We start from the raw sequence: 14,079 nt of genomic DNA, 5'->3' as shown, positions 1-14,079 counted from the left end.
AATAAATGTTGCACTTATTCTTGCAATTTATCAATAAAAAAAGGAGAGAAAGTCGTTCCCAAAAATCAACGCTTATCTCAACCTCTTAATTTATTTTCATTACAAAAACGACTCTTACTCAATCTCATCCAGTATTTTCTTGCCAACTTCACGATAAGACATATCTCCAATGCAATCAACTGTAAATTGACCATTCTCGTATTCAATGACGGTCACACTACCATTGTCTAAACCATGTGGCCTTGTTTGGTCAATGAGATACACAAATGTTCCAATGGTCATACCGTGGCTAACAATCAGTGCATTGCCACCACTAGCAGCTTCGATTTCCTTGGCAATATCTGAAAATCCTTCCCAAATACGGCTACTCAATTTTTCCCAACTCTCAGCCCAACCAGCTGTATCAACTTCTACCAGGCCTTCAGCCAGCTCAGGGTAACTCAATTGATGAACATGCTCTACATTGAAAACACGGGGCATCACTCCCATAAACAGCTCACCATCGTAAGCTCCATCGAAACTACCAAAACACCATTCGCGAATTCGCTTATCTGTGCGATAAGGAATGCGCCCTGTCAAGTCAAGTTCTTCTAAAATAATCCCCATGGTTTGAATTGTCCGCCCGCTATCGCTAGAAAAAGCTTTTTTGAATGGAAGTCCTGACTCGCGAAGCCCAATTCCTAGCTCACGAATGCCACGTTCTCCTGCAGCGGTCAAAGGCGTATCAGACCAGCCTTGTGCCCGACCGATTGTATTAAACATGGTCTTCCCATGGCGAACAATGTATAATCTTGTTTTTGCCATATTTTACCTCCGTTTTTCTTACTATATTATATCATTTTTTTGCAGAAAGTCGTTTGAGAGATAAAAGAAAAATCAGGAGTAAGATGAAAGCCACAATTCGTGAAAATCAACTTTTCTCACATTCCCGTTTTTGCGATTATTTCTGCCCTTCCAATATCTTAGCACCTACTTGGCGATAAGACATGTCTCCTAACGCTTGAATGGTGAATTTCCCATTTTCATACTCCACGACCGTTACACTGCCATTTTGTACGCCAGGATTTAAAATAATAGACAGATCAATCAAACAAGTAAAGGCACCGATTGTCATGCTGTGGCTGACGACAAGAGCATTGCCCCCGCCAGAAGCCTCTACATCTTTTGCAATGGCTGTAAAACCTTCTAAAATGCGTCCGCTCAATTGCTCCCAAGGCTCTGCCCAGCCAGCTGTATCCACTTCGACTAGACCGTCTGCTAATTCCTGCAAGGTTAGTTTCTTATAGTCTTCAACATCCAGCACTCGTGGAATCACGCCATGAAACAGATCGCCACCATAAGCACCGTCGAAACTGCCAAAACACCATTCGCGGATTCGCTTGTCAAAGGTATAAGGAATTTTGCCTGTTAAACCGAGCTCTTCAAGGACAATCCCCATGGTCTGAATTGTCCGCCCAGAATCGCTGGAAAAAGCTCTTGTAAATGTAAGTCCTGATTCTCGCAAACCAATTCCTAATTCATGGATGCCACGTTCCCCTTCAGCCGTAAGCGGCGTATCACTCCAACCTTGCGCCCGACCAATTGTATTAAACATCGTTTTTCCATGACGAATAATGTATAATTTCGTTTTTGCCATTTCAATCTCCTTTTCAAAAGAAGAAGCTGGGACAAAAGTGCTCAGCTTCCTTTGCTTATATAGTCATAATTATAAGACGCAGTGGTTGAGTGGACTCTAATACGTTGATAAATCAACTTTTACAGCTCTACTCAACCGTACAGAGGTGGGACGATGAAATCAAGTTTCTACGAAACTACTGATTTCTGTCCCACTCTCATTTTAATTTTTAAAACTATGAATCGGTGCTGGAATTTGTCCACCACGCGCGATAAAATCAGCTGATGAAGCTTTATTGACTCTCATCACTGGTGCCGTCCCTAAAAGACCGCCAAACTCAATCATGTCGCCTTCTTTTCCTTTTGGAATAATTCGTACCGCTGTTGTCTTTTGATTGATAACACCGATAGCGGCTTCGTCGGCAATCATGGCAGCAATGGTTTCAGAAGGCGTGTCTGCTGGAATGGCAATCATATCCAATCCAACCGAGCAAATTGCGGTCATGGCCTCTAATTTTTCTAAATTGAGGGAACCGTTTTGAACCGCTGCTATCATACCTTCGTCCTCTGATACAGGAATAAAGGCACCTGATAGACCACCAACCTGATTGCAAGCCATGACGCCACCTTTTTTGACTTGGTCATTAAGCAAAGCCAAAGCTGCCGTCGTTCCATGCGTACCGACCGTTTCCAATCCCATTTCTTCCAAAACACGAGCGACAGAATCCCCAACAGCTGGCGTTGGTGCCAAACTTAAATCAACAATTCCAAATTTCACACCTAGGCGCTCACTAGCCATCTGTCCGACAAGCTGACCGATCCGAGTGATTTTAAAAGCTGTTTTCTTGACTGTTTCCGCCACTACATCAAAACTTTCGCCGCGAACTTTTTCAAGGGCACGTTTGACGACACCAGGTCCTGACACACCTACATTGATGACGACATCAGCTTCGCCAACGCCATGAAAGGCCCCAGCCATAAAAGGATTATCCTCGACCGCATTAGCAAAGACAACCAGTTTCGCTGCCCCCATGTCAGAAAGTTCTGCAGTTTCTTTGATAACACGTCCCATATCTGCAACCGCCGTCATGTTAATCCCAGACTTGGTGGACCCAATATTAACAGATGAGCAAACCTTATCAGTCTCCGCTAAAGCTCGCGGAATGGAACGGATAAGGATTTCATCTCCTTTTTGATAACCCTTTTGCACCAGAGCAGAAAAACCACCGATAAAGTCAACACCGATTTCTTTTGCTGCTCGATCCAGCGCTTTTGCTAGAGGCACATAGTCATCACTATCTGTCGCAGCGCCAATCAAGGAAATCGGGGTCACCGATACACGTTTGTTGACAATGGGAATGCCCAGCTCCGCAGCTATTTCATCACCAACTGCCACCAAATCTTGAGCTTTCGTGGTGATTTTTTGATAGATTTTTTCCGCTGCTCGCTCAATATCCGTATCAATACAGTCGAGAAGTGAAATTCCCATGGTAATCGTCCGAATATCAAAATTCTGCTCCTCAATCATGGAAATGGTTTCAGTAACTTGCTTTATATCCATTTTTCACCTCTATTAGATATTGTACATAGCGTCAAAAATCGCTGCACTTTGAATGTTAATTTTGACATTGAGTGTATTGCCAAAGGCTTCAAATTCATTGCGCAGTTCTGTAAAATCTTTCTTTTCTTCACTAGAAACGACTGCCATCATAGTGAAGAATTCATCTAAAACAGTCTGCGAAATGTCATCAATATTCAACCCAAGCTCTGCAATTTTGCTCGAAACTCCTGCCACAATCCCCGTTCTATCTTTGCCAACAACCGTAATAATCGCTTTCATTTTTTTACTCCAATCAACATCCTTTTTCCTATTGTAGCATAAGTAAAGGAAATTTGCATAAACCGAAAGAGAAAAATACGACTTTTGCCCTTAAGCTCTGCTTAATCGTTATCAATTGATTGTTGATTCTTTCCAATGAATACTACAATCCAGCACTTGTTGTTTTTCTTCTTGATGACGCCCCTCGATCTGGTCAATCAAAATCTTGGTTGCCTGCTGGCCTTCTTCAAAAGCTGGTTGGCCTTGTCGTGATACTCGGCGAAGATAAGCTCGTCATCTCGGTCAACGGACTGAACGAAAACTCGTTCACTTCATCCGAGGGTCGGACAGGCTACCCGAAAACTGGTTTGCTCTGTCCTAAAGCGTTTTGTCAAGTATCTTTTTGATTTATTGATGCTTTTTCTTTTGACCTCATTCCCATTTTGAGCAAGAAAAACAGTAAACCATTTTTTTGATTTACTGTTTTGTAATTTGCTATATTATTGTTTTTATTTAATTATTTAATTTCAACAAACTGAAGTTTGTCAATCTCATTTGGCTTTCTTAGGTTTCTTCTCGGGCAGTTCCGTATACATTCCTCCCAGTAATCCTACAATCAAATTCGCATCCTCAAATTTGTCGAATACGTGCATCAGAGTCTTTGACCCTTCATACGGATAACGCAGTTCTGAATCTGCAAGAAGTCTGTCCGATGTCGGCGTTCTCTTTAAAAACAGTTCATTATTACAAATGTCACCTATCAGCTTACCATTAAAATATACAAGGTATCCGCCCATCATGGATTTTATGGTAATATCACCAACTGTAGAAAAACATTCACGTACATATTCGTTAAATTCATTCACTATGATTCCTCCCACAAATTCTAATTTATTTACGCCGCTTCACTATTACTTCTTTATTGATTGCTGTCAACTCTAAAACCGAGAGTCATACCATACTATTTTTTCACATAGTGAATTTCTCATAATATCCCACCTTCCTAAAATCTTTAATATATATGCTATCATACCACTTTTAAGACAATTTCCCCATCGTCAAATTTCCTACTCGCTCCCAGAAATCGATACAAAGACAATCTACTTTTTCTTCATTCTTTTTAAAATGTATAATCTTTAACTACTTATCTTGAAAGATTTCCTTGCTATCAGGGGCAAAGAATATTTCAGTTGCAAAAGTCTTATCTCTAACCTTCTTCATTAGAACATTGTCAGACTTTCGAGGTGAAGTTTATTCTTTGATAGTCTTTAGTGTGTGCTTTGGGATTTTCTGCTATTCAATTCCTGCCAAAATTCATTACATATCTATTTATTTTGATACATTTCTATTTTTTGTCTACACTTTTGATTGAAACCGTTTACACTTTCTGGTATACTATCTTTGTATACTTCAAATAATAAGGGGAGAAAAATAACAGAGAATAACTAAGAGCTATTTTCGTTATTTTTGGTGCCCTCAAATTTCATAAAGGAGGTTTCTTATGAAAAATTCATATAAGAAACGGTTGTACACAAATGTTCTCAGCTTGTCAGCTGCCGTTCTTGTTGCAGTTTTAACGCAAGGAACTGCTGCTGCAGATACGCAAGATAGCACGGAGACACAGCCTATTACTAACAAGACAGAAACGGTGGTCCCTGCCGAAAAGTCAAGTACAGAAACAAACGCATCAGAAGCAACGGCAACGCCAGATTCTTCATCAGCTGAAGCTCAGCTTCTCACAACAACCAATCAAGAAGAAGCACAGAAATCAGAAAGTGCTCCTTCAATAGACAGTTCGACTTCTACTACAAACGAATCCGAAACAGTGACTCCTGCAACACCTGCAAAACCAGAAACACGAGCAGCTGGAACAGAAGAAAAGAAGGTTCAATTAGCTGATAGTACAGTCCATATGTCTGAAAAAGCTACCATTACTGAGACTGTACAGGAACAAGGAGCCGCTGCTGGCAAGGTGACTTGGAAATTAGATAATAAGCCAATCGCTGAATGGAAAACTTGGAATATGGAAAAAGGAGACTTTTCAGGAGATTCCTTTGTCACCATTGAGGAAACAACCAATGGCTCTGACCTCAAACTTTCTCTCAAATTCAATGAATTATTTGGAAAGGATTTAAGTCTTCGGACACCAAACAATATCCGAAGAACCTATCGGCAATTCATCGGAAATCATGAGCTCGTTGGAACAGATGAAGAATCCGGTCTGACGATTCGAAAAACACTTGTTTTCCGACCATATGAAAACTTCCATACTCACGAAGAAATGTTAGCTGCTATCGAAAAAAGTCGACAAGAAGCTAAAAATGATCGGCTTGTTCAAATTGAAGACATTGGTACCAGCGCTCAAGGACGGAAAATTAAGTTAGGCATTATCAGTTCTGATCAAAAAAGCATTGATGATTACCTAAACTCAACCAATAAAATGGCGCTAACCAAACCAGCTGAAATGTTAGCGGCTCTGAAAAATGGCACGCTGGACTATAAACTTCCAGTCCTTATCAACAATACCCACGCCGATGAACAACCTGCTATCGATATCATCACTGGACTCTTCAATACTTTTGCGACCAAAGATCAAATTTCTTTCAAAACCACCGATGCCAATGGCAATGCTAAGACTGTCACACTCAGTGTCAAAGAACTCCTCAAGAAATTCATTTTCCTCTTTGACTTTACTGAAAATCCTGACGGAGATGTTGCCAATACCCGTGCCCTAGCTAACGGAATCGATCCAAACCGCGATACTAGCTATCAGGCCAACCCAGAAACCCGGACTGTTGCTGGACTCATCAACAAATGGAATCCAATTGCACTTTACGACATCCACGGCTTTGTCAAGGACTTCCTGATTGAGCCAGCTACTCCACCGCACGATCCAAACTTTGAATATGACCTTTTGTCAAAAAATATGTTGGAAAATGCCCACCACATGGGCCGTGCTGGTGTTGCCAATTCCAAGTATGACCACTACATCATTCCTAAACTAGACTGGGGCGATGGCTGGGATGACTCCTTCTCTGGCTACACTGGTGTCTATGCTATGTACCACGGAATATTAGGACATACCGTTGAAATTCCTGAGGGCAATCAAGAATCCTATAAAGCTGGTTATCACGCTGTCCTTGGAGGTATCTCTTACCTGTCCCAAGATCCTGATAAACTCATGGAAATGCGCCTCAACTTCTATCTCCGTGGCATCAACAAGGTTGAAGATCCAAAAGCTGAAAATGAATTAGTTGGACCAGACGGTAAAGTAGTCGGTCGTATCAAACATGGACAAAAGAAATTCTTCCCTGATTACTATGTCATTCCAATGGAACTTGACAAATCCAATGACTCTCAACAAGCCTTTAATATGATTGAATACTTCAAGAGAAATGGGGTTGTCATTCAAGAATTGAAGGAAGATACTGGCGGTTATAAAAAAGGCGATTTGGTTGTTGACATGGCGCAAGCCAAACGTGGCTATGCCAATCATATCCTCTACAAGGGTTCCAACGAATCTGCTTGGGCCGCTATGTATGCAGAATTGCTGGTTAATTTCCCAGATATGAGGGGATTCAAAGCAGTAGCAGTCTTTAAAGAAAAACTCTTTGACGGTAAACTCGGTGAAGTAACTGCTCTTCGTGCTACTCGGACTAGCGAAATTGACCACAAAGCACCATATTATGTCATTGCTAATACTTCAGAAAGTGCCGTTCGCGCTGTCAATCGTGCAATCCGAGACGGTAAGAAAGTTTATTTGACAGACGATGGCTACATCGTGGATACACCTACTTTTGCCAACCTGCTGAAAAACTATGCAATCTATGGAGATGCCCTTTATAAAACTCCTCAAGGGCAAACCTTAAAAGCTCTAAAAGTTTATGCACCGCCTCATCAATACTATTGGGCTGGTGTGGATACTCCTGCTCATACCGCTCTTGCTTTGAAGAATTTAGGATTTGACATTGTCAATACCCCTGAAGAAGCTGATGTGATTGTTTTAGAAAGTGACAACTTTGACAAGTCCCTCCTTGGTCTGAAGCCAACTATTGTAGTAGGCGGAACTGCTATGCAACGCCTTGAAAAACTCGGTGTGGTTGACGGCTTTGACGCAGAACAACTCAAAAATGGTGGTGATTATGAAGGCTTGATGAAAGCGATCATTGATGACAAAGATCCGTTGACTAGTGGTTACAATAAGAATGATCTCTTCTATTCTAACTCTGGAAATTGGATTGCTAAGGTACCTGCAAATTTCAAGACATTAGCTTCGATTGCTGGCAGTGATTATTATATCGCTGGTTGGTGGCCAGGTAATGAACAGTTAGCCAATAAGATTGTAGCTATTTCTGGTAGCTACAAAGAACAACCACTCTTTATTTATGCTGGCAACCCAACAAACCGTCTTCACACGATTCATTTCTACCGTTGGGTATCCAATGCTATCTTTGGCAGTCAATTAGCTCAACTGAAAGATCTTGAGAAAGAACAAAAACCTTCTACTGAAGTTGTTGAAATCATCAATCAAAAACCTCAGGCAGCTCAAGCTACAACCCTACGCTACACTCCTCAACCTCAAATTGTGAATGCTACTCGAAAAGCTCAACTTCCTCAAACTGGAAATAAAGAAAGCCAAAGCAATCTCATCATTGCTAGCATGTTCATTCTTGTCAGTGGCTACTTGCTCCATTTAAAGAAAAAAGAAGAATAGAATACTCTACTAGTAAAAACGAGTCTGAGACAAAAATGTCCCAGACTCGTTTACTTTCTTCTAGAATAAAACTCAATATGCAGTAGTTAAGTAATCCCTAACTAATACCACCAACTCAACCCTACAGGGTGGGGCGACAAAATCAATTTCCTACGAAACACCTATTTTGGTCCCACTTCTATTTAGTTTATAAAGCATCTAGTGCAACAAGGGTAATCATGGCTGCTTCGTAATAATTTTCCTTTGACAAATCTTGCATAAAAATATATTTATTTTGCTGAACCAGCTTGCGATATGCTGAATTCCGGCTGGCTGCATAGAAAATCGGAGCGCCAAAACTAGCAGACTGATAATGTTTTAGAGCCTTGCCTTTTAACGTATAACCAGCATAAAGCACTTCTTGTTTCACAAAGAAATTCATCATTTTATTCAATATTTTCTGGCTTTGTTTATCCCGACTTTGCGCTAAATTATATGGCAAGCGACAAGCATTGTAATAATAATCACCGTCATACTTAGAGGCAACAGCCTTTTTTTCAGCCGCCCGAACTGTATCTGCTTCCACCCAAAGGAAATCAGGAAGTAGACCTGTTTTTGATTTAGCACTCATCAGTTCTAATTTAGACAACATGTTTGATTTTATCTTTAACCATTGTGCATTGCCTGTCAGTTTATAAAAGGCTTGAAATTGTGCTGGAAGAACATCTGATGTTCGCATTAAACGATAGTATTTTGAATCTGATGTTGCCCAGTTCCCAACTGTCAACACCCCTGTTGTGCTATTGTAATTATAAGTCAAAATATCCTTTAAGATTGCCTTAGCCTGTGTATGATATGCATCAGCCTTCTGTGGCCATAATTTAGCTGCTCGAATCAGAGCATACGCAATATAAAGATCGCCATCTGTTGCATTATTGGTTTCGGCTGTAACGACACCATTCTTGACTGTTTGTCGCCATGACATCAGCTGCGTGTTTTTCATACGATGTGCTAAATAATAATTGTATAATCGTTCAAAATCTTTCTGGCTGGCATACCCTTGCTTTGCCGCTTCAACCGCAGTCACCATTCCATAGCCCTGCGATTCCGATAGCACAACATCTTTTTTCTTATCGTTCGTTGTTTTGACATAGGCCTTGTCTTTTTGCTGAACTACATATTTTTTTGACCATTGTTGATAAATCTGATTCTTCAAATGACCTGTACTATTGAATCTAACATAAGTAAAAATAGTAATGATTGCCAGTAAAATAGCAACTAACCAAACATATCTTAAATTTGTTCTTTTCACGTTTCCTCCTATCCTGCAAATCGCTTCGTTTTAACCCACTTGGTTCCGTCACGATGGAAGAGTTTGTCCAAGGTCACAGAAGTTACAGCATCAATTGAAACAATGATGAATAGCTGCGAATAAGTAAAGTAAGAAATCAAAGCTAACCAAATCTGCTTAGAAGTCGCTTGACCAAATTGGGAGGCTAGAGCGATATTGATTTGTAAGAGATATAGCATAATCATCAAAAGCCAATTAAACAACATCAATTGCGCAATGTAAATATTATTTGAATCAAATGTAAAAGGAATATGAACACTTGGGACAAATAGATGAACAATAATAGCAATCACATTTGACAAAAGGACAATATCCGATAAAATAATCGCTGCATTAAACCAGAAAAAGACACAAGAATAGTAGGCTACCTCTAATTTCACGCGCCAATTGCTCTTGTCAAACAAATGCTTGAAATTTGAAATAACAACTTCATAATTTCCTTTAGCCCAACGTTTCCGCTGCATATAATAGCTTTTAACTGTCTCTGGTTCTTGTTGGAAAGCTTCAGAATTATAAGCCAAAGCAATCAATTTCCCACTTTGCATAATTTTAAAAGAAATATCAGTATCTTCTGTCAAGGCGCCATTTCGCCACCCACCAATACTTTTTACAAATTCCGTATTGATGATAAAATTTGTACCAGGAATACGACCAATTTTAAACATATGCCACATACCAACATGCTGAATTCGTTGCGTCACGACAATCTCTTGATTGATACAACGTGTTAAGAAATTTTGATTCGCATTTCGCGTCTTATTTCGCCCAAAAGATGCCACGTGGCGTTCTGGATCTTCCAACACTTTTTTAACAAGAAAATAAAGAGCATTTTTCTCTGGCATAGCATCCGCGTCATAAACACAGATATAATCGCCCTTAGCTATTTTCAAAGCGTCATTTAACACACCCGCTTTCCCTCCGGTCCCTTTTCGATCGGTAATGGTAATATCTCTTGTAGCGTACTCTGACATCGCCTTTACGTTTAACATTTCTTGATAAGTATCATCTTCACAATTATCTGCAAATAAAAGCAATTCCACTTTGTCATGTGGGTAATTCATATCCAAAATAGCTCTTGTTGTTTGCGCAATGACCACATCTTCATTATGGGCTGGTACCACAATTGTAACCATCGGATAGCTCTCTAAAGGACTAGTATCTACTTTAAAGTCGCTATGTTTTAGCCAAAAATGAACACCTGAACTCAAAGTAACTAAACTCCAAACCAAGGATAACCAAATGGATACCAGAGTGATAATCATAATCAACTGACTAATCATGTTTCACCGCCTTAAAGTTTTTATTCACTCTGTTATAAATGACTAAATAACAAATAAACAGCACAACAAAGCATACAGCAAAAAAGATACTAATTGCCAATGCTACTCCAAAAAATATATTGGTTATGATCACAGATTCCCTCCTAGTATTCTACAATAATGTCTGTCTCAAGCTGTCTTTCTAGATTTTTCATAAAGTCATCAACATCAGAAAACTTTTCATAATTTTCTGAATCAATCAACAGATAGCCTGATTTATACTGCACTTTGTGCACACTTTTACTGGTTTTAAAGCGAAGCAAAGACAATTTAGCAAGCATATTGTGCCGGAATATCTCTGCTGGAGATTGCGCTTCTCCCGAACATAAAATGAGAAAATTCCCATTTGAAAGATAATAAACAGCACCTGTTCCCTGCATACATTTCTTTAAAGTCACATAGATCCGCACCAACATCCAACGAAATTCTTTAGGATAAATTTGTTGAAAATAATCATTATGTGCCCAATGAACTAATAAAGCTTGTAAACTTTCTTCTCGCCCATCTCGAACCGCCTGTAAATGGCTTTCATACAATTCTTTTGCTTGCTCACTATAGTCTTTGACAATAGAAAGATAGATTCGTCGATGAATATTAACTTGCTTGGCTATTCTCAGAACTACTGGAAAAGTAATCAATAATAAGAAACGCTGATTTGCTGGTATATACACAACACCTGCCACTAAAAACAAAGTTGCTAATACAACGCTAAAAATTAACAGCCAAGTCAGCAACATATCTGGTAAGACAAATACACTCAAGATGGCAAGAACAATCAAAATAATTTCAACATAAAAAATACTACTCGCAAAATAGAAACTATAACCAACAATTGCTAAAATTACGATAATTAGTAAAGCAATTGTCCATTCCAGTTCTTTTTTTCGATACATCTTATTCTCCTATCACAAAATTTTTTGGTCTGGCTGCATAACCAAAGTAATGCGCAATCGCCTCTACAATTCGCTCAGATGCTCTGCCATCACCATACGGATTGCTAGCTTGAGACATTTGATGATAAACAGTCTCATCTGTCAACAATGTCTCCATAGCCTCGCGAATATTCTCACTTTCTGTTCCAACTAACTTCAATGTCCCAGCAGTCACGCCTTCTGGTCTCTCTGTCGTATCACGCAATACCAGCACCGGTTTTCCCAAAGAAGGGGCTTCCTCTTGGACACCTCCAGAATCAGACATAATGAAATAACTTCTCGCTGCAATATTATGAAAATCCACAACATCTAAAGGCTCAATTAGATGAATCTGCGGATGATTGCTAAGAATTTCCTTTGCTACCTCTTGAACGGCTGGACTTAAATGAACAGGATAAATGACCTCAACATCACCGTGCGCTTCGACCACTTGCCGCAAGGTTCTAAACACACGACGCATTGGTTCTCCTTGATTTTCACGACGGTGCATGGTAACGAGAATAAGCTGATGATTTGATGGTATTTGCTCCAAAACATCATGATGATAATTCTCTTGAACAGTCAATTTTAAAGCGTCAATCGCTGTATTCCCTGTAACAAATATGTTTTTTTCATCATGATTTTCCTTAATGAGATTTTCTTTACTTTGCATCGTTGGGGCAAAATAGAGATCTGTTACAGCATCTGTCATTTGACGATTCATTTCTTCTGGAAATGGAGAATACTTTTCCCATGTCCTCAAACCAGCTTCCACATGTCCAATTCGAACTTGATTATAAAAAGCTGCCAAACTTGTTGCAAATGTTGTCGTTGTATCTCCATGTACCAAAATGATGTCAGGTTTCACTTCTTTTAAAAGTTTGTCCAGTTGGTTTAAAATTTTTACTGTAATATCCGTTAATGTTTGACTTTTTCCCATGATGTCCAAATCAATATCTGGTTCAATGTTAAAGGTTTGCAATACCTGATCTAACATTTGTCGATGTTGGGCAGTAACAACTGTCATGGTCTCAAATTTTTCTGATTGTTTTTTCAATTGAAGAATAAGTGGAGCCATCTTGATAGCTTCAGGTCTTGTACCAAAAACGACCATTACCTTTATTTTTTTCACGTTTTCCTCCTTATAACAGAATGACACAAATAAAAACGCCTAGCTAAAATAAGACAGCCCCCCCTACTATACACTAATATTGTACCGCTTTAAATTTATACCGTCAATATTTTAGTATACATTCTATATGATTTTGTCCTATTATTTACGTAAAATTTATCCTCTTATTCAGCACTGTTTTATAATAGTAAAATTATTATGTATTAAAAATATTGCACTTCTACTATTACATTATAATTAGACTATTCTATCAATATTTTTGTTTATCCTATTTTTACAATACCATTCACAGATGTTAATTCTATCTCAAACAAAACACAGATTCATGACAAATGATATTTTTGTTAAACTTAATAAATAGCAATTTTAAAAGGACTGCATTAAAGTCTTTATTATTCACTTTTTCTTGCAATCTTTTTCTCTTTCCATTATACTAAAAAGAACAAGGAGCTGTTTTATATGGTAAAAGGTAGTCAACAAAAGATTTTGGATGCTTTCTATGACTTGGCAATGCAAAATCCTGCTGAAGTCAATCTCTCAATGAGTGACCTCGCCAAGAAAGCTGGCATTTCACGCCAAGCAATTTATAAACATCATTTCCATAATGTTGACGATATTATTGAATCAATTCATGAGAACATTGATAAACCTGTTTACGAGGCTTTTTTAGAATACAATACACTAACAAATAAAGACCCCTTTCTTTTCATTGCAGATAATATTTTCCCTATTCTTTATGAAAATCGAAAATGGCTAAAAATGCTGTATTCTAGCTCAACGGATCCTTATTGGACCAATTATTTAAAAAAGATTTACACAAAATGGGCACTTGAAAATATCCAACCGAATCAATCCCTTATTGATTTACCAGATGACTTTATCATCTCCCTACTGGTTCATTATGTGATTGCCAACATTGAAGTGTGGATAACCCAAGAAAATCCACTCCCACCACAAGTCTTCAAAGAAAAATTTTTAACCCTTGTTCATTCTTCTCTTGACCAATACATCTCACTAGACGAAGATGATCATACAGACCAAAAAAAGAGCCCGAAAAATCGAGCTTTTAGAATATAGCTATTTTTCCTAGCTAGTAATTTTTGACAGAATAGCCCATACAATCAATATGTTTGTAAAGGCTATTTTTGTATCTCTTTTTCCTTGGTTTGTAACAGCAACATTTAAACAGTGCTCTGACTTTCATATAACCCAATTTGTAAAATTAAGCTAGACAGAAAAA

The 14,079-nt window shown here is 38.8% G+C and carries 11 protein-coding genes and 1 pseudogene; 2 read left to right on the top strand and 10 right to left on the bottom strand.

The features are described 5' to 3' along the window. Nucleotides 1-114 precede the first annotated feature (114 nt). The 6 genes and pseudogenes from HMPREF2984_RS02350 to HMPREF2984_RS02330 all read right to left on the bottom strand — a co-directional run bounded on the left by HMPREF2984_RS02350 (nt 115) and on the right by HMPREF2984_RS02330 (nt 4,299). Nucleotides 115-804 (bottom strand): histidine phosphatase family protein, encoded by a 690-nt coding sequence (locus HMPREF2984_RS02350; RefSeq protein WP_049534473.1) that lies wholly within the window; start codon nt 802-804, stop codon nt 115-117. Nucleotides 805-940: 136 nt separating this feature from the next. Further along, nucleotides 941-1,636 carry a histidine phosphatase family protein gene (locus tag HMPREF2984_RS02345; protein ID WP_070670260.1) on the bottom strand — a complete coding sequence of 232 codons (696 nt, stop codon included), beginning with the start codon at nt 1,634-1,636 and terminating at the stop codon, nt 941-943. Nucleotides 1,637-1,837: 201 nt separating this feature from the next. Then, entirely contained in the window at nt 1,838-3,175 is a 1,338-nt protein-coding gene (locus HMPREF2984_RS02340; RefSeq protein WP_004224133.1) for a PFL family protein, read from the bottom strand. Between the two features lie 12 nt (nt 3,176-3,187). After that, nucleotides 3,188-3,454, bottom strand: a complete 267-nt coding sequence (locus HMPREF2984_RS02335; RefSeq protein ID WP_003026213.1) for an ACT domain-containing protein — start codon at nt 3,452-3,454, stop codon at nt 3,188-3,190. A gap of 111 nt (nt 3,455-3,565) precedes the next feature. Then, a pseudogene (locus HMPREF2984_RS09340) lies at nt 3,566-3,737 on the bottom strand (substrate-binding domain-containing protein); the annotation flags it as partial. A 247-nt stretch (nt 3,738-3,984) separates the two neighbouring features. Beyond that, nucleotides 3,985-4,299, bottom strand: coding sequence for a TfoX/Sxy family protein (locus HMPREF2984_RS02330; protein ID WP_022525154.1), 315 nt, complete (start codon nt 4,297-4,299; stop codon nt 3,985-3,987). A gap of 635 nt (nt 4,300-4,934) precedes the next feature. On the opposite strand from HMPREF2984_RS02330, the gene HMPREF2984_RS02325 reads away from it, so the two are divergent. Next, the gene (locus HMPREF2984_RS02325; protein ID WP_070670257.1) at nt 4,935-8,147 is read left to right on the top strand and encodes an LPXTG-anchored zinc carboxypeptidase; all 3,213 of its coding nucleotides are present in this window, start codon (nt 4,935-4,937) and stop codon (nt 8,145-8,147) included. Between the two features lie 187 nt (nt 8,148-8,334). Here the strand turns inward: HMPREF2984_RS02325 and HMPREF2984_RS02320 are convergent, their stop codons facing one another. The 4 genes from HMPREF2984_RS02320 to wecB all read right to left on the bottom strand — a co-directional run bounded on the left by HMPREF2984_RS02320 (nt 8,335) and on the right by wecB (nt 12,839). After that, a complete protein-coding gene (locus HMPREF2984_RS02320) occupies nt 8,335-9,438 on the bottom strand; it encodes a family 8 glycosyl hydrolase (RefSeq protein ID WP_049534483.1) in 1,104 nt (367 codons plus the stop codon). A gap of 8 nt (nt 9,439-9,446) precedes the next feature. Next, nucleotides 9,447-10,757, bottom strand: a complete 1,311-nt coding sequence (locus tag HMPREF2984_RS02315) for a glycosyltransferase family 2 protein (RefSeq protein WP_070670256.1) — start codon at nt 10,755-10,757, stop codon at nt 9,447-9,449. Nucleotides 10,758-10,900: 143 nt separating this feature from the next. Further along, the gene (locus tag HMPREF2984_RS02310; protein ID WP_070670253.1) at nt 10,901-11,689 is read right to left on the bottom strand and encodes a hypothetical protein; all 789 of its coding nucleotides are present in this window, start codon (nt 11,687-11,689) and stop codon (nt 10,901-10,903) included. A gap of 1 nt (nt 11,690) precedes the next feature. Then, the gene (gene wecB / locus HMPREF2984_RS02305; RefSeq protein ID WP_059221473.1) at nt 11,691-12,839 is read right to left on the bottom strand and encodes a non-hydrolyzing UDP-N-acetylglucosamine 2-epimerase; all 1,149 of its coding nucleotides are present in this window, start codon (nt 12,837-12,839) and stop codon (nt 11,691-11,693) included. Between the two features lie 459 nt (nt 12,840-13,298). Here wecB and HMPREF2984_RS02300 point away from each other — a divergent pair, with 459 nt between their 5' ends. After that, complete coding sequence (locus HMPREF2984_RS02300) at nt 13,299-13,916, top strand: TetR/AcrR family transcriptional regulator (protein WP_070670244.1); 618 nt, start codon at nt 13,299-13,301, stop codon at nt 13,914-13,916. The last annotated feature ends 163 nt before the right edge of the window (nt 13,917-14,079 follow it).

The organism is Streptococcus sp. HMSC066E07 (genome assembly GCF_001814695.1).
GTDB classification, from domain to species: Bacteria; Bacillota; Bacilli; order Lactobacillales; family Streptococcaceae; genus Streptococcus; species Streptococcus hominis.
This window is presented reverse-complemented; position numbering and strand designations above follow the sequence as displayed.

Excerpts from the sequence above, each read along its gene's own strand:
- HMPREF2984_RS02325 (WP_070670257.1), top strand. The coding sequence starts at position 4,935 with ATGAAAAATTCATATAAGAAACGGTTGTACACAAATGTTCTCAGCTTG.
- HMPREF2984_RS02335 (WP_003026213.1), bottom strand. The coding sequence starts at position 3,454 with ATGAAAGCGATTATTACGGTTGTTGGCAAAGATAGAACGGGGATTGTG.
- HMPREF2984_RS02300 (WP_070670244.1), top strand. The coding sequence starts at position 13,299 with ATGGTAAAAGGTAGTCAACAAAAGATTTTGGATGCTTTCTATGACTTG.
- HMPREF2984_RS02310 (WP_070670253.1), bottom strand. The coding sequence starts at position 11,689 with ATGTATCGAAAAAAAGAACTGGAATGGACAATTGCTTTACTAATTATC.
- HMPREF2984_RS02340 (WP_004224133.1), bottom strand. The coding sequence starts at position 3,175 with ATGGATATAAAGCAAGTTACTGAAACCATTTCCATGATTGAGGAGCAG.
- HMPREF2984_RS02345 (WP_070670260.1), bottom strand. The coding sequence starts at position 1,636 with ATGGCAAAAACGAAATTATACATTATTCGTCATGGAAAAACGATGTTT.
- HMPREF2984_RS02350 (WP_049534473.1), bottom strand. The coding sequence starts at position 804 with ATGGCAAAAACAAGATTATACATTGTTCGCCATGGGAAGACCATGTTT.
- HMPREF2984_RS02315 (WP_070670256.1), bottom strand. The coding sequence starts at position 10,757 with ATGATTAGTCAGTTGATTATGATTATCACTCTGGTATCCATTTGGTTA.